Genomic DNA, 14,453 nt, shown 5'->3' on the forward strand with positions numbered 1-14,453 from the left:
TCAGGCCTCCAGTCAGGGTTAACGGGATGAGGAATCGATCAGTCCGGCGGCACGCGCCAGTTGCCACAGGCCACGCTCGGTGGCCTGCTCGGCCAGCGTCACCCGAGCAAAGCCGCAGGCGTCGAGGGCGCGTTGATAGCGTGCGCACAGAAGCGCATTGCCGATGAGCACGATCGCTGGAAGATTCGCTTGATTGCGCCGGCGCCGCTGCACATTGGCGAGCGCGGCCAGCTCATGGCCGATCATCAGGCCGGACAGATAGTCCGCCTGAGCAGTCGGGCTCAATTCACCGGTCAGGCCGAGGGTGCGGGCGCTGAACAAGGTCGACAGCACACCGAGCTCGGCATCTGTCGACAGCGCGATTTGCACGCCGCGATCGAACGCCTGCGCATCGAAGGTCGCGCTCGGTTGTTGGGTACGGCCGAGAATGCTGTGCTCGCTGAGCACGGCAAACACTTCGCCGGTCATGAACGTGTCGAAATGGGTGATGCGGCCATCGACCACCTCCACCCACTTCGAGTGGCTGCCAGGCAGGCCGATCAGCAGATCATCACCCGCCTCGACCGGCAGACTTTGCAGCACGCCGAGGACTTGGGTTTCTTCGCCGCGCATTACATTCGGCAGACGCGAACGCTGGATCACGCCCGGGACGATATGCACCGGCGTACCGCGCAGACTGACAACGGTTTGTAGGGAATTTCCGAGATGGGCGACGTCGGCTGGCGTTTCGCAGTAAGGCGCTTCGCGCCAGCCCTGCGCACTGCCGACCATGCCGCAAGCGATCACCGGCAGATCCGGCTGCGCATCGAGCCAGTCACCGCAGGCCTCGTCGAAGGCCAGTTCAAAACCATCGGCGCATTCACGGCCGTGGATGATTCGCGGGGTCTTGGGCAACTGCATGATCCCGGACGACAGCGCACGCTGCTCCAGCACCACACCGTCCGCCGCGAGTTTGTAAGCACGTAATGAGGTCGTCCCCCAATCGAGCGCGATCAATTGCGCCTGCATCGCTTCACCTGTTTTGTTTTTGGCAGTGAGTGCGACGGACTATAAACCCGGGCGGGCTAAAATCTCAATATATAAATATCAATCCCATATTTTGGGATATAAACAAAAAAAGATCACAGCCTTCGGCAACTCCTACAGAGGTGAACAGGAGCTGCCGACGGCTGCGATCTTTCAGGCGTCAATTTCCTTCAGCAAACTCTCGCAACACCTTGCCATCCATGCGATACCGCACCCATTCCTCCTGCGGTTGTGCGCCGAGAGATTTGTAGAATTCGATGGCTGGGGTGTTCCATTCCAGCACGCTCCATTCGAAGCGGCCGCAGTCGTTGGCGCAGGCGATTTTCGCCAGGTGGCGCAGCAGGGTTTTGCCGGCGCCGCCACCGCGTTGTTCGGGGGTGATGTAAAGGTCTTCGAGGTACAGGCAGTTGCTGCCCAGCCACGTTGAATAGCTGAAGAAGAACACCGCGAAGCCGATCGGCAAGCCGTCGCGCAGGCAAATCAGGCCATGGGCGGTCGCGCCTTCGCCGAACAGGCTACGTTCGATGTCGGCGACGCTGGCGATGACTTCGTGACGGGCCTTTTCGAAATCTGCCAGTTCGGTGATGAAGGCGAGGATTTGCGGCGCATCGCTGGGGGTCGCCGGGCGGATTTCGATCGTCATGGACGGGCCTTGTCTGCAAATTAAAGCGCCATACTAAGGCGCGCAGCGGCGCTCGTCACATGGCAAACATACTGACCTGCCCGATCGGGCGAACGCCGTTGCCCCTGTGGGAGCGAGCCTGCTCGCGAACGCGTCCTTCCAGTCAGCCTCGAGTCAACTGACAAAATGCCTTCGCGAGCAGGCTCGCTCCCACAGTTGATAGCGCACGTTCTGAAAGGATGCTTATGACCGTTAACTGTTTTGCACCGATGGAAACACTAAAGATTGGCATCGTCTGAACAACAGAGATGCGACCCCGGAGAAGACCGTTCGTCGATCATCAGGCACCAATCCTTCATCAGGGCTGACCAACCCAGTGTAAGGATTCCAATCACTGGAGAAGCCCTATGATCCCGTCAAGGTTGACCGCTTTAGTCTTCAGCGCCCTGCTCTGCCCTGCGGTATTCGCCGCCTCGTCCACGGCAGCGGGCACTGGCCCTACCGATCCGACCCCGCCACGCGCGCCCGCCATCAACAGTGCTCCCGGTATGAATACCGATGGTTCCGGCGTGCCGCTGATCAATCAGCCACCCGCCACCGGCACCGATCCGCGCACACAAGGCAGCGATCCGGGCCGTCAGGGTGGCATGAACACGCCTGACTCTCCTGCCACTCCGCCTGACAATGCCGGCCCCGGTGTCGGCTCGAAAACCACCACCGGTGGCTCCGGTTCCGAAGGTGCCGGTCAGTAGTTCGCCGACGCGAGCGCCCTATTCACTCCCATGAAGAGGTAACCATGAACGTCGACAAAGACCTGGAAAAAGAAGTTCTCACCCGCCTGCTGCACGCGCATCCCAACGGCTTGGGCAAGGAGGTGCTGGACAATTACCGGGGCGAGAAAGTCGTGGCCAGCGCCCTCGCCGCCCTGCAGGATCGCGGGCTGATTCACCATGGTCATGTGACCTGCAGCGAAGCCGGTGAGCACTCGCTGAACCTGCCGATCAAGCTCAGTTCAGCCGGGGTTGAAGCGGCGAAGAAACTCGATAGCTGACGCTGGTTGGGGCTGCGGATCTTCGACTTCGAACGGGTAATTCGTCTCGAGTGATTCGCAGCCTTCGGCGTAACGCAGCACATCCTGACGCAAGGAGAAATCCCATGCCTCGTGGAAGCAAAGACAAATACACCAGCGAACAGAAGCGCAAAGCCGAGCACATCGAAGACAGCTATGAGAAAAAGGGCGTGTCGAAAGATGAAGCTGAGGCGCGTGCCTGGGCGACGGTGAACAAGCAATCCGGCGGTGGCGAAAAGTCCGGCGGCTCAGGGCGCAAGAAGCCTGCAAGTGCCAAGTCGGAAGAGCGCAAAGAGTCATCGCGCCGTGCGGTGGCTAGCCGCAAGGGCCATTCACGCGATAGCGAGACTTCGAAGGATACGCAGACTGTCGATAGCTTGATGAAGGAAGCCCGAGCGAAGAATATTCCGGGACGCTCTTCGATGCGCAAGCAGGAGTTGATTGAGGCGTTGCGCAAGGCAGGTTAAGTCTGATGGCCTCATCGCTGGCAAGCCAGCTCCCACAGATTTTTCGGGTAGTTGCACTATTACACTTACACACGAAGACCCTGTGGGAGCTGGCTTGAACTGGTCAAGTAATATTGGACACCAGTTAGGGTTTTTCAGGCCGCCATTTTCTCCATGGCGACCGGTGACCGGTAGTTGTTGTAGCTATGGAGTCTGGTGTTGTTGTAGCGCATTAGGTAGCGCTGCAAATCAACCCGTGCTTCGTACTCGGAGCGGTACCCCGCTTCAGGTACCCACTCCGATTTCAGACTTCCAAAGAAACGCTCCATCGGTGCGTTGTCCCAACACTCTCCCTTGCGACTCATGCTCTGCCTCAGCCCGTGCGCTAGCAGCTCATTCCTGAATTTATGGCTGGTGTACTGGCAGCCTTGATCGGAGTGAAACAGCACGTCTTTAGGTCTGCCTCGCAACTCAACGGCCATTCGTAAGGCCTCACAGGTCAGTTCCGCATCCGAGATCATTGAAAACGCCCAACCCACCAGTCGGCGGGCGAAGAGATCCAAAACCGCAGCGAAATACATCCACCGGGTGCCGACCTTGATATACGTGACATCGGCGCACCACACCTCATTGATTGATGTGACATCGAACTGGCGCTTGAGCACGTGCGGTGCGACCAAAGCCTCTACGCCTGATGATTTGTATTTATGGCGCCGGCGCTGACGGCTAGTCACTCCGGCTTCACGCATCAAACTACGAGCCATGTACCGCCCGACTCGATGTCCTTTGGCCTGTAGTTCCCGGGAAAGGGTGCGTGCCCCGGCCGATGCTCTCGATTCCTTATGATGCTCAACCAGCATGGCTTTGAGTTTCTCCCGCTCAGGACTCACCTTGCCTTGGCGCTGACGCCAGGCATAAAAGCTGCTGCGGCAAACATCAAACACACGGCAACAGTCGTTAACGCCGTATAGCTCTGCCAGCTCATTGATCAATGAGAATGATCTTTGGCGTCCAATAGCAGCAGAGCACTGGCTTTTTTTAGGATTTCAATATCCCGGTCTTTTTGCCTGAGCAAGGCTTTGAGTTCTTGAATCTCTCGGTGGTCAGCTGTAATCGCTTTGGCCCCCACCGGCGTTGTACCCAGGCGCTCTTTGCGAACCTGGGCGACCCAGCGACGCAACGCGGTAGGGCCGATGTCTAGACTGGCACAGACTTCGGGAACCGATATCCCCTCGTCCAATACCATGCCGACAGCCTTGAGTTTGAATTCAATTGAATAAGAGTTACGCATATCCGAACACCTCAGATTTGGACGCCATCATAGCGCCTGATTGAAGTGTCCAAAATCATTAGGCCAGTTCAGCTTGCCAGCGATTGCGGTGCATCAGTCGCCGCAGGATTCGCGGATAAACGCATCCACCTCACCCGCCCCCGGCGATGTCGCCGGCCCCCAGCGAGTCACCGCCAGCGCCGCCGCAGCATTCGCCCGCCGCGCCGCTTCCAGTGCATCCAGCCCCTGCGCCAATCCGGCCACAAACACCCCGGCATGCGCATCACCGGCGCCATTACTGTCCACCGCTTTCACAGCAAACCCCGGCACCTGACGGCGCTCGCCGCGCTGCTGAATCCAGCAACCCTGCGGCCCGTCGCGCACCACCATCAGCACACTTTCCGGCAGCAGTTCCGCGAGGCAATCCATCGCGATACCAATCTCATCGGCTCCGGTAAACCGCAGCGCCTCAACGCTGTTGCTGGTCCACACATCGATGCGCGGCAGCAACGTCTGCATCATCGGCGCGTCAGGTGACTCCACCAACGGTCCCGGGTCGAACACCACATTGACCGACGCCGGCAGCGCCAGCGTCCAGTCGAGCAACGCCTGCGCCTTGCCCTCGTGCAGCAGACTGTAACCGCTGAGATAAACGTAATCGCCGGGCTCGGCAGCCACACTGTTCAAATCGTCTTCGGTCACCTCACCTTCAGCGCCGATATAGGAAATGAAACTGCGTTCAGCCGACGCATCGGTCAGCGCCACGCACAGACCGGTGTCGCGCTCGGCCGGTGCGCGGATGCCGATGCAGATACCTTCCGCCTGCATCGCTTGGCGCGCCAGGTCACCGAAACGCCCCGTGCCATGGCGACCGAGGTAAACCACCGGCAGACCGTTACGCACCGCAGCGGCCATCACGTTGAAGCCGCCACCGGCTTCGAACCCTGCCGACTGCGCCAGCACGTCGCCGCCAATCTGCGGCAGTTTATCCACGGCCATGACCAGGTCGATGATGACCTGGCCGGTGTGCAGCATCTTAGGCATGAGCATTCTCGGGTTGCGCGGCGCGGCGATCTTTCGCACCGCCAAGTATCAGGTAAATGCCACCGGCGACGACGAAGGTCACGATCCAGCCGAGGCCGTTGTGGCCCAGCCAGGAGTCGGACAGAAAGCCCTTGAACCAGACGTTTTCTGCCGTGGTGCCGATGGTGGTGAAGCTGAAACCAAGGACGATGGCGATCGCCCAGGCGCCAAACGCGCGCCACTCGATGCCGCCGCGATACCAGTAGGCGCTGCTCGGGCTGACGTCGAGCAGGTCTTTGGGGCTGTAGTAGTGACGGTGAATCAGATCGACGACGAAAATCCCCACCCATGCGGTGATCGGCACTGCCAGCAGGGAAATGAAGGTAATGAACGGGCCGTAGAAACTGTCGGCGATCAGCATGAAGTAGATCGAGCCGGCGAAGATCGCGACGATGTCGACCACCACCGCGTAGACGCGTTTGACCTTGAGGCCCAAGGTCAGCGTGGTCAGGCCGGCGGAGTACACCGACAGGTTGTTCGACAGCAGCAGACCACCGAACGCGGTGATCAGGTACGGCACGGCCATCCACGTCGGCAACATGTCCCGGATCGCCACGATCGGGTCAGTCGCCGACGCCAGATCATTGTTGCCCACCGACAACAAGCCGCCGAGGGTGATCAGCAGCACCAGCGGAATCCCTGCGCCGAACGCCGCCGACGCCACCAGGCGCACAGCCTTGACGCTGCGATGCTGATAGCGCGACATGTCAGCGCCAGCGTTGGCCCAGCCGATGCCGGTGCCGGCGGCCATGGTGCCGATGCCGATGATCATTGCGCTCAGCGGTGCTGGCGTGGCGTTGAACACCGCGCTCCAGTCGATGGTCGCGCAGAGAAAACCACCGACGAGAATGTTCAGCGCACCGAACACGTACGTCGCCCACTTCTGGATCACCAGCAAAGTCGCGTGGCCGAGGCCGGACACTGACAAGGTCAGCAGGACGAAGATGGCGATAAAGATCAGCGTCAGTACCGGCGCACTTTTCGCCTCGACCGGCGAGCCGAACAGGATCGAGCACAGCGACAGCAGGACAAACGCCGCAGTGGTGGTGTTGACGGTTTCCCAACCCAGACGCGACATCAGCGAAACCAGCGTCGGGCCGATGTTGCCGCGCACGCCGAAAATTGCCCGGGACAGCGTCAGGCTCGGCGCGCGGCCACGGCGCCCGGCAATCGAGATGATCCCGACCACGGCAAACGAACCGGCGGCACCGAGGATGGCGACGATGATCGCCTGCCAGATCGCCAGCCCGCGAAACGCCACCAGCGTGGCTCCCAGCGGCAGGCCAAGGATGGAAATATTGGCCGCAAACCAGACCCAGAACAGTTGCAGCGGATGGCCGTTGCACTCGGCTTCCGGCACCGGCTCGATGCCCCGGGTTTCCAATTGCCCGACGCTTTGCCCGGCGGTTGATGAACTCATGAAGATGCTCCTGTTTGCCTTTTTTGTGGTTGTGGCAATGATGCAAAACGACAAGACAACCGGCCTTCCGAGGCCTGTCTGTGCGATCCATTGCTGTGTGAATTCTTTAGAAATGCGCCGCCCCTTTCGCGAGCAGGCTCGCTCCCACAAGCAAATGCATTCCAATTGTGGGAGCGAGCCTGCTCGCGAAGAGGCCAGCCAGTCAACGCAAGGCCAACAGCCCCTGCACTAACGGCTCAAGCTGCAGATGATTAACAGCTTTCACCGTATCGACCATCGGCTCCGGCCAGCACTCAAGACCCAGGCAAGCGCCGAGCATGGCGCCGAGAATCGCCGCGATGGTATCCGTGTCGCCGCCGAGACTGGCGGCCATGCACAACGCCTCGAATGCCGTCATCTCGCCGATGGCCACTTGCTGGGCCAGGGCGAATGAGACCACCACCGACTCCTGCGACGCCACCGATGTACCGATCACGTCGTAGAGCAGATCGGCGAGCAGTGCTTTGTCACTGTCGACGCTGATACTGCGCGCCCAACTGATGCGCGAGGCCATGCGCCCGCCAGCAACCCAATGCCCGTGGGCTTCGGCTTGCTGGGCAATCTGCTGGCCAAGATTCAGCGCCTCGCCCAGATCGACGCCATTGATGCCAGCGGAAACCACCGCCGCCACCGCCGCCGCACTGGAAATCCCCAGCGTGGTGTTATGCGTCACCTGGCAAGCCTGCACGACCGCCGCGATGAAGCGCTGCGGGTCGGCCACATTCGCGGCGATCCCCACCGGGGTGATGCGCATCGCCGCGCCATTGGTGGTGCCGTAGCGTCCGGCTTCTTCCGGGGAATGCCCGGCGAGGATCATTTCAATGGCGCGTTTGGTCGAGGGGCCGAGCAAGTCCTGCGAGCCTTTGGCCTGCATCTCGGCTTCCCATTCGATCAAGCGCTGGGCGAGGACCGCCGGCTCGATACGGCCGTGACCTTCGACCAATAATTCGCCGACCAGGATCGCCTGCTCGGTGTCATCGGTGATCGAGCCTTTGGGCATGTTCGCGGCGATCGGTTGCAAGGGACCTGCGTCCTGCAAATCAGTGATCTGGCCGAAGCGCGCCTTGATCGTTTCACGATCGAGCGACTGCGTCGGCATGCCCAGCGCATCACCCAGGGCCAGACCATAGAAAGCGCCAAGCGCACGGTTGAGCGCGGTCATTTCGATTCTCCGAATTGCAGGTGCAGACGAAAGTGCACCGGGTCGAGCAGGCTTTCGACCTGTTCCATGAAACGGTTCTGCCGGTCGTAGGTGGTGCGCAGGGCTTTGAGAAACACCGTGCCGACCGGTCGACCAAGCAGCTCAGCGTCTTCGGCATTCAGCGGCTCGGCGCCGATCCACTGATCGCCGCGCTCACCGATATAGCCGTAGGCGGCCAGGGTGATGGTTAGGGAATTGTCGATCAGGCCGACGCGAGGCAGGCTTTCCAGGCCGCCGTTGGCCGGCATCAAGGATCGTTCCAGAGACACCAGCGTACCGTCGGTGGCGCGCCGGCGACGGTCGAGGGTGATGAATTGATCGGTGCCGAAACGCACCAGCAGATCCGCGCGAGTCACCGCTTCGAGGCGCAACACTTCGGTATTGATCAGCGCCCCGCTGTCGGCCAATGCCTGCGCCCAGCCGCTGCGCTGATCCAGCGCGACACCGTCGAAAGTGACGATGGAACCGACACCGCTTTGCGTGGCGATGTAATTACGCCGCTTCAGTTCGGCCAGCGCCTCACGCAAGGTGCCACGGCTGACCTGGAATTCTTGAGCCAACTGATGTTCGCCAGGCAACAGAAAGCCGTCCTCCATGAGGCCGCTTTCGATGCGTCGGACGAGCTCGTCGACCACCCGTTGTTTCTTGTCGAATCGTACCTGTCTAATCATGTACAAATTGATAACCGAAACGGGACGTGGCGGGCAACAAAAATTTGAGGGAGGTGACCGGTGGAGAGAGCAAAATCAAGAGCCCCTCACCCTAGCCCTCTCCCGGAGGGAGAGGGAACTGATTGGGGAGTGGTCAGGAAATGCGCCGAACTGATGTTGCTTTAGCGAATCCACAATCGACCCGATCTTTCAGGTCGATGTACAACGCAAGACACCTCGGTCGGCCCCCACTCCCTTTGGGAGAGGGAACTGATTGGGGAGTGCTCAGGAAATGCGCCGAAATGATGTTGCTTCAGCGAATCCACAATCGACCCGAACTTTCAGGTCGATGTAGAACGCAAGACACCTCGGTCAGTCCCCTCTCCCTTTGGGAGAGGGGACTGATTGGGGAGTGCTCAAGAAATGCCCCGAACTGATGTTGCTTTAGCGAATCCACAATCGACCCGATCTTTCAGGTCGATGTAGAACGCAAGACACCTCGGTCGGCCCCCACTCCCTTTGGGAGAGGGAACTGATTGGGGAGTGCTCAGGAAATGCGCCGAAATGATGTTGCTTTAGCGAATCCACAATCGACCCGATATTTCAGGTCGATGTAGAACGCAAGACACCTCGGTCGGCCCCCTCTCCCTTTGGGAGAGGGAACTGATTGGGGAGTGCTCAGGAAATGCGCCGAAATGATGTTGCTTTAGCGAATCCACAATCGACCCGATATTTCAGGTCGATGTAGAACGCAAGACACCTCGGTCGGCCCCCACTCCCTTTGGGAGAGGGAACTGATTGGGGAGTGCTCAGGAAATGCGCCGAAATGATGTTGCTTTAGCGAATCCACAATCGACCCGATATTTCAGGTCGATGTAGAACGCAAGACACCTCGGTCGGCCCCCACTCCCTTTGGGAGAGGGAACTGATTGGGGAGTGCTCAGGAAATGCGCCGAAATGATGTTGCTTTAGAGAATCCACAATCGACCCGATATTTCAGGTCGATGTAGAACGCAAGACACCTCGGTCGACCCCCTCTCCCTTTGGGAGAGGGCTGGGGTGAGGGGTAGCTTTTGACGTTACCGTTGTTTCAAGCGGTCAATGACCACGGCCAGCAACAGAATCGAACCACGAATCACATACTGATAAAACGTATCGATGTTCTTCAGGTTCATCGCATTCTCGATGATCGCCAGAATCAACACCCCGGCAATCACGTGGCGAATCATGCCGATGCCACCACTCAACGAAACTCCGCCCAGCACGCAAGCCGAGATCACTGTCAGTTCAAAACCCTGACCAATCATCGGCTGCCCGGAAGTCATCCGCGAGGCCAGAATCACACCCGCCAGCGCACCGATCAAACCATGCACGGCGAAGATGATGATCTTGGTCCGGTCGACGTTAACACCCGCCAGCAGCGCCGCTTCCTGGTTGCCACCGATGGCCATGGTGTTGCGCCCGTAGGTGGTGTAGTTCAGCAGCCAGCCGAAAAACAGGAAGCAGACAATGGTGATCAGGATCGGCACCGGCACACCGAACAGCTGGCCGTTACCGAAGACGAAGAACGATTCCTGCGACACACCGACCGCTTTGCCGTTGGCAAAGATATAGGCCAGACCGCGAACGATCTGCATGGTCGCCAGCGTCGTGATCAAGGCATTGACGCGCAACTTGGCAATCACGATGCCGTTGATCAGCCCGACGATCAGGCCCATCACCAACGCCGCGCTGACCCCGAGAAATACACTGTTGGTGTCACGCATTACCACTGCCGCGACCACGCCGGCACAGGCGATCACTGAGCCGACCGAGAGGTCGAAGTGTCCGGATGCCAGGCAATAAAGCATGGTGCACGCGGCGATGCCGGTGGTGGAAATCGCCAGACCCAGGCCACGCATGTTCAGCGGCGAGAGGAAGTTGTCGATCAGCAGTGTGCAGGCGACAAAGATGCCGATCGCCGCCAGCAGCATGACCCAGTCATCGAGGAAGCGCCGCATGTCCAGCGGTTTGCGCTCGGTCGGCAGGGTTTCGTTTTGCGTAGTCATCATAGTCACCTCTCAGTTCGCCACGCCGTCAGCGCGGTGGCGCGGCAAAGCCAGTTGCAGCAGGTTGGATTCATTGGCCTGGTCGCGGCTGACTTCGCCGCGCAGAGCGCCTTCGCACAGCACCAGGATGCGGTCGGAAATGCCCATCACTTCCATCAGATCGCTGGACACCACGATCACCGAAATACCGTCGGCAGCGAGGTTATGAATGATCTGGTAGATCTCGGCCTTGGCGCCGATGTCGATGCCACGGGTCGGTTCGTCGAGCAGCAGGACTTTCATCGGCATCGACAGCCAGCGGCCGAGAATGGCTTTCTGCTGGTTGCCGCCGGAAAGGAACTTGATCTGCTGGCCAGCGTGCGGGGTTTTCACTTTCAGGGCCTTGATCTGCTTGTCAGCATTGCCCTTTTCCCACAGGCCGCGGATCAGGCAGCCGAGCCCGGAATGCGCACCGCGGGCACTGATGTTGATGTTCTCGGCGACGCTGGCCAGGGGGATGATGCCTTCCTTCTTGCGATCTTCCGGGCAGAGCAAAATGCCGGCGGCGATCGCGTCACGCGGCGAGCGCAGTTTCAGCTCATGGCCGCGCAGTTCGAGACGGCCAGCGGTGTTGCGCTCCAGGCCGCTGAGCAGGCGAAACAGCTCGGTGCGCCCTGCCCCGACCAGCCCGAACAGGCCAAGGATTTCGCCCTTGTGCGCTTCGAAACTGATCGGCTCACGCAGGCCCGGGCCGAGCAAACCATCGACCTTCAACGCCACGGCGCCACGCGGGCGATGACGGTAATCGTAGATGTCCTGAATGTCGCGACCGACCATGCAGGTCACCAGTTGATCGTGGGTCAACTGGCTCATGTCGTCGAATGTACGTACGTAGCGGCCGTCCTTGAACACAGTGACGGCGTCGCAAATGCGGAAGACTTCTTCCATGCGATGGGAAACGTAGAGCACCACTTTGCCTTCGTCGCGCAGACGACCGATGATCGCCATCAAGCGATCGATCTCCCGCGCCGAAAGGCTGCTGGTCGGTTCGTCGAAAGCGATGACGTGAGCGCCGCGCGACAGCGCCTTGGCGATTTCCACCAGTTGCCGCTGACCCAGCGACAAGCGTCCGACTTTGGTTTGCGGATCGATTTCGTCGGCCAGGCCTTTCAGGCAATTCAAGGCTTTCTGGCGCAGCTCACCACGATTGATCAGGCCGAAACTAGCCGGCAGATGGCCAAGAAACAGGTTCTCGGCCACGGTCATTTCCGGGACCAGATGCAGTTCCTGGTGAATCACCGCGACGCCGCTGCCGATGCTGTCGGCGGTGGACTTGAATGCCATCGCCTGCTCGCCGATCTGCAGCTCGCCGCTGCTTGGGATGTAAGCGCCACCGAGGATTTTCAGCAGGGTCGATTTGCCCGCGCCGTTCTCGCCCATCAAGGCATGAACCTGACCGGGGTGGGCGACGAAGCTGATGCCGTCGAGCGCTTTCACGCCGGGAAAGGTCTTGCCGATCCCGTTGAAGCGCAGGCTGCCGCTGGCGCCGTGTTGTTCTTGTGTCTGTACTTGCGCGTGCATAAAGCCACCTCTTCACACCGAAAGACGGCCCGGCTGCCCGGGCCGTCGCTGCCTCAGTTCCACAAGCCGATTTTTTCCAGCTCTTGCTTGAAGTTTTCGCGGGTGATCAGGGTGACGTCATCCATGGCGGTGTACTTCGGCGGCTCTTTGCCGGCGGTGATCCACTCGTACATCATCTCGGCAGTCTTGTAGCCTTCGATGTGCGGGCTTGGCAGCATCGAACCGAAGAAGCCGCTGTTAGGCTTTTTCAACTCGCCGATGGCGTCGGTGCCGTTGATGCCGATGCCGATCACGTTGCTCGCGGCAAACCCGGCCGCTTCGGTGGCGCGCACGCCGCCGAGCACGGTGTTGTCGTTCATGCCGCCGATGATCAGGTTTTTCGCCGCGCTCGGCAGTTTCACCAGCGCCGAGTTGGTGGCGTCCATGCTGCCCGGTACGTCGAGGGTTTTCAGCGCGGCGAAGAGGATGTGGTCCTCCGGCATGCCGGCCTTCTTCAGGGCATCGACCGAACCGTCGGTGCGCTTCTTGCCGGTGTCGAGTTCGTTGTAGGTGTTGACCACCGCGTAGGTGTCTTTCCAGTCCCAGTTACGCTTTTTCGCTTCGGCGGCCATCGCGGCGCCCTGCTTCTGGCCCACTTCAAACGCGGCCATGCCCAGGTACGGCACGTCTTCCATGAATTTGCCGTTGGCGTCGACAAAACGGTCGTCGACGGCAATCACTTTCAAGTCGTTGATCTTGGCTTTGGCCATGATGGCAGGGCCGAGGGACACGTCAGGCGGGCAGATCACAAAACCCTTGGCGCCGTTGGCGGCCAGGCTGTCGATCGCCGAGAGGGTCTTCTCGCCATCCGGCACTGCGATCTTGATCAGTTCAAAGCCTTTGTCCTTGGCGGCTTTTTCGGCAAAAGCCCATTCGGTCTGGAACCACGGTTCTTCGGCCTGCTTGACCAGAAAACCGATCTTCACCGCGTCGGCGGCGAGCAGCGCACTGCTCAGGCTGAACGCAGTGACCGCCAGGGCAGTGCTGCACAGGGTACGAATCCCGAAACGACGTTTCATCAGATGACTCCTTGTTATTTTTTTTGAGCAAGGTTTGAAAAGCGTTAAAGCGTGTTCTCAGTGAAGCTGGTTGAAAATAGTCATATCGTATGATGATTGGATTTCAAGCGTAGTTCAGCGCTGGAGATCCGTTTTATTCAGTCGTGGTACATCACCGAGCGGCCACCATCAATGGTGATGCACGAAGCGTTGATAAACGGTGCCTCATCGCTGGCCAGAAACACCGCCGTCATTGCCACTTCGATCGGCTGGCCGATGCGCTTGGGCGGATGCAGGTCGAAGGCGCGCTGCCTCTCGGCGTGCGGATCGGCAAAGCCGTTCCAGTAGTCGACGTTCAGCTGCGTTTCGATGTAGCCCGGCGCGATGGCGTTGACGCGAATGCCCTTGGCCGCGTATTCGATGCCGAGTGCACGGGTCAGGCCGAGCAAGCCGTGCTTGGCCACTGGGTACGGAAAGCAGCCGGGAATGATGTGGCTGGAATGGGTCGAGGCGATGTTGATGATGCTGCCGACGCCCTGCTCGATCATCTGCGGCAGTACCGCTTTGCAGCCATACCAGGCGCCGTCCAGATCGATGGCGAAGCAGCGGCGCCAGTCTTCTTCGGTCATCTGTAAAGGATCGCGGAACACATTGACCCCGGCACAGTTGACCAACACATCGATGCGGCCATGCAATTCCACCGCGCGTCGGGCCAGGGCATGCAGATCCTGCTGATTCGATACGTCGACCTTGAGCGCCTGCACGTCATGGCCCTGATCGCGCCATTGAGCGGCTACCTGCTCGACCTTGTCGGCCTGGATATCGCTGATGAGTAATCTGGCTTGCTGCGAGGCGAAGGCGGCGACGATGGCTTCGCCGATGCCCTGAGCGGCCCCGGTCAACAGCACGACCTTGTTTTTCAGACGCTCGCCTTTCGGCGGGGCCGACACTTGCGGCAATGTCAGCGCTTCAGCCATGGCTC

The 14,453-nt window shown here is 59.9% G+C and carries 15 protein-coding genes; 3 read left to right on the forward strand and 12 right to left on the reverse strand.

The genetic code is table 11. The features are described from left to right. Nucleotides 1-18 precede the first annotated feature (18 nt). Both AB4N41_RS01130 and AB4N41_RS01135 read right to left on the reverse strand, forming a co-directional pair. Nucleotides 19-1,008 (reverse strand): 2-dehydro-3-deoxygalactonokinase, encoded by a 990-nt coding sequence (locus tag AB4N41_RS01130; protein WP_150637665.1) that lies wholly within the window; start codon nucleotides 1,006-1,008, stop codon nucleotides 19-21. Between the two features lie 178 nt (nucleotides 1,009-1,186). Further along, nucleotides 1,187-1,669 carry a GNAT family N-acetyltransferase gene (locus tag AB4N41_RS01135; RefSeq protein ID WP_056788283.1) on the reverse strand — a complete coding sequence of 161 codons (483 nt, stop codon included), beginning with the start codon at nucleotides 1,667-1,669 and terminating at the stop codon, nucleotides 1,187-1,189. A gap of 386 nt (nucleotides 1,670-2,055) precedes the next feature. Between AB4N41_RS01135 and AB4N41_RS01140 the strand changes: the two genes are divergently transcribed. From AB4N41_RS01140 to AB4N41_RS01150, 3 genes are all read left to right on the forward strand, one after another. Then, nucleotides 2,056-2,400 (forward strand): hypothetical protein, encoded by a 345-nt coding sequence (locus AB4N41_RS01140; RefSeq protein ID WP_076563793.1) that lies wholly within the window; start codon nucleotides 2,056-2,058, stop codon nucleotides 2,398-2,400. A gap of 44 nt (nucleotides 2,401-2,444) precedes the next feature. Continuing rightward, complete coding sequence (locus AB4N41_RS01145; protein WP_041479421.1) at nucleotides 2,445-2,699, forward strand: hypothetical protein; 255 nt, start codon at nucleotides 2,445-2,447, stop codon at nucleotides 2,697-2,699. Nucleotides 2,700-2,803: 104 nt separating this feature from the next. Beyond that, nucleotides 2,804-3,184: a Rho termination factor N-terminal domain-containing protein gene (locus AB4N41_RS01150; protein ID WP_095182257.1), complete on the forward strand. Its 381-nt coding sequence runs from the start codon at nucleotides 2,804-2,806 to the stop codon at nucleotides 3,182-3,184. A 134-nt stretch (nucleotides 3,185-3,318) separates the two neighbouring features. Here the strand turns inward: AB4N41_RS01150 and AB4N41_RS01155 are convergent, their stop codons facing one another. The 10 genes from AB4N41_RS01155 to AB4N41_RS01200 form a co-directional block, all read right to left on the reverse strand. After that, nucleotides 3,319-4,155 carry an IS3 family transposase gene (locus AB4N41_RS01155; protein WP_041475818.1) on the reverse strand — a complete coding sequence of 279 codons (837 nt, stop codon included), beginning with the start codon at nucleotides 4,153-4,155 and terminating at the stop codon, nucleotides 3,319-3,321. Next, nucleotides 4,152-4,454, reverse strand: coding sequence for a transposase (locus tag AB4N41_RS01160; RefSeq protein WP_252876575.1), 303 nt, complete (start codon nucleotides 4,452-4,454; stop codon nucleotides 4,152-4,154). Before AB4N41_RS01160 ends, AB4N41_RS01155 begins: the two co-directional genes overlap by 4 nt. Before the next feature lie 93 nt (nucleotides 4,455-4,547). Next, a complete protein-coding gene (locus AB4N41_RS01165) occupies nucleotides 4,548-5,477 on the reverse strand; it encodes a PfkB family carbohydrate kinase (protein WP_252876721.1) in 930 nt (309 codons plus the stop codon). Then, nucleotides 5,470-6,936, reverse strand: coding sequence for a purine-cytosine permease family protein (locus AB4N41_RS01170; protein ID WP_041479425.1), 1,467 nt, complete (start codon nucleotides 6,934-6,936; stop codon nucleotides 5,470-5,472). Before AB4N41_RS01170 ends, AB4N41_RS01165 begins: the two co-directional genes overlap by 8 nt. 202 nt (nucleotides 6,937-7,138) lie before the next feature. Continuing rightward, complete coding sequence (locus AB4N41_RS01175) at nucleotides 7,139-8,137, reverse strand: ADP-ribosylglycohydrolase family protein (protein ID WP_252868081.1); 999 nt, start codon at nucleotides 8,135-8,137, stop codon at nucleotides 7,139-7,141. Then, nucleotides 8,134-8,847 carry a GntR family transcriptional regulator gene (locus AB4N41_RS01180; RefSeq protein WP_095182261.1) on the reverse strand — a complete coding sequence of 238 codons (714 nt, stop codon included), beginning with the start codon at nucleotides 8,845-8,847 and terminating at the stop codon, nucleotides 8,134-8,136. Before AB4N41_RS01180 ends, AB4N41_RS01175 begins: the two co-directional genes overlap by 4 nt. 1,058 nt (nucleotides 8,848-9,905) lie before the next feature. Next, a complete protein-coding gene (gene araH, locus AB4N41_RS01185) occupies nucleotides 9,906-10,874 on the reverse strand; it encodes an L-arabinose ABC transporter permease AraH (RefSeq protein WP_122507882.1) in 969 nt (322 codons plus the stop codon). A gap of 12 nt (nucleotides 10,875-10,886) precedes the next feature. After that, nucleotides 10,887-12,434, reverse strand: a complete 1,548-nt coding sequence (gene araG, locus AB4N41_RS01190) for an L-arabinose ABC transporter ATP-binding protein AraG (RefSeq protein ID WP_236168407.1) — start codon at nucleotides 12,432-12,434, stop codon at nucleotides 10,887-10,889. Nucleotides 12,435-12,487: 53 nt separating this feature from the next. Continuing rightward, nucleotides 12,488-13,492: a substrate-binding domain-containing protein gene (locus AB4N41_RS01195; protein WP_016770973.1), complete on the reverse strand. Its 1,005-nt coding sequence runs from the start codon at nucleotides 13,490-13,492 to the stop codon at nucleotides 12,488-12,490. Between the two features lie 137 nt (nucleotides 13,493-13,629). Beyond that, nucleotides 13,630-14,448 carry an SDR family oxidoreductase gene (locus AB4N41_RS01200; RefSeq protein WP_252876722.1) on the reverse strand — a complete coding sequence of 273 codons (819 nt, stop codon included), beginning with the start codon at nucleotides 14,446-14,448 and terminating at the stop codon, nucleotides 13,630-13,632. Between the last annotated feature and the right edge of the window lie 5 nt (nucleotides 14,449-14,453).

It is taken from the genome of Pseudomonas sp. S2_A10, from assembly GCF_054668465.1.

Bases quoted from the DNA above. Each gene is read 5' to 3' on its own strand.
- AB4N41_RS01180 (WP_095182261.1), bottom strand. From the start codon at position 8,847: ATGATTAGACAGGTACGATTCGACAAGAAACAACGGGTGGTCGACGAG.
- AB4N41_RS01145 (WP_041479421.1), top strand. From the start codon at position 2,445: ATGAACGTCGACAAAGACCTGGAAAAAGAAGTTCTCACCCGCCTGCTG.
- araG (WP_236168407.1), bottom strand. From the start codon at position 12,434: ATGCACGCGCAAGTACAGACACAAGAACAACACGGCGCCAGCGGCAGC.
- AB4N41_RS01160 (WP_252876575.1), bottom strand. From the start codon at position 4,454: ATGCGTAACTCTTATTCAATTGAATTCAAACTCAAGGCTGTCGGCATG.
- AB4N41_RS01140 (WP_076563793.1), top strand. From the start codon at position 2,056: ATGATCCCGTCAAGGTTGACCGCTTTAGTCTTCAGCGCCCTGCTCTGC.
- AB4N41_RS01165 (WP_252876721.1), bottom strand. From the start codon at position 5,477: ATGCCTAAGATGCTGCACACCGGCCAGGTCATCATCGACCTGGTCATG.
- araH (WP_122507882.1), bottom strand. From the start codon at position 10,874: ATGACTACGCAAAACGAAACCCTGCCGACCGAGCGCAAACCGCTGGAC.
- AB4N41_RS01135 (WP_056788283.1), bottom strand. From the start codon at position 1,669: ATGACGATCGAAATCCGCCCGGCGACCCCCAGCGATGCGCCGCAAATC.
- AB4N41_RS01195 (WP_016770973.1), bottom strand. From the start codon at position 13,492: ATGAAACGTCGTTTCGGGATTCGTACCCTGTGCAGCACTGCCCTGGCG.
- AB4N41_RS01150 (WP_095182257.1), top strand. From the start codon at position 2,804: ATGCCTCGTGGAAGCAAAGACAAATACACCAGCGAACAGAAGCGCAAA.
- AB4N41_RS01130 (WP_150637665.1), bottom strand. From the start codon at position 1,008: ATGCAGGCGCAATTGATCGCGCTCGATTGGGGGACGACCTCATTACGT.
- AB4N41_RS01170 (WP_041479425.1), bottom strand. From the start codon at position 6,936: ATGAGTTCATCAACCGCCGGGCAAAGCGTCGGGCAATTGGAAACCCGG.
- AB4N41_RS01200 (WP_252876722.1), bottom strand. From the start codon at position 14,448: ATGGCTGAAGCGCTGACATTGCCGCAAGTGTCGGCCCCGCCGAAAGGC.
- AB4N41_RS01175 (WP_252868081.1), bottom strand. From the start codon at position 8,137: ATGACCGCGCTCAACCGTGCGCTTGGCGCTTTCTATGGTCTGGCCCTG.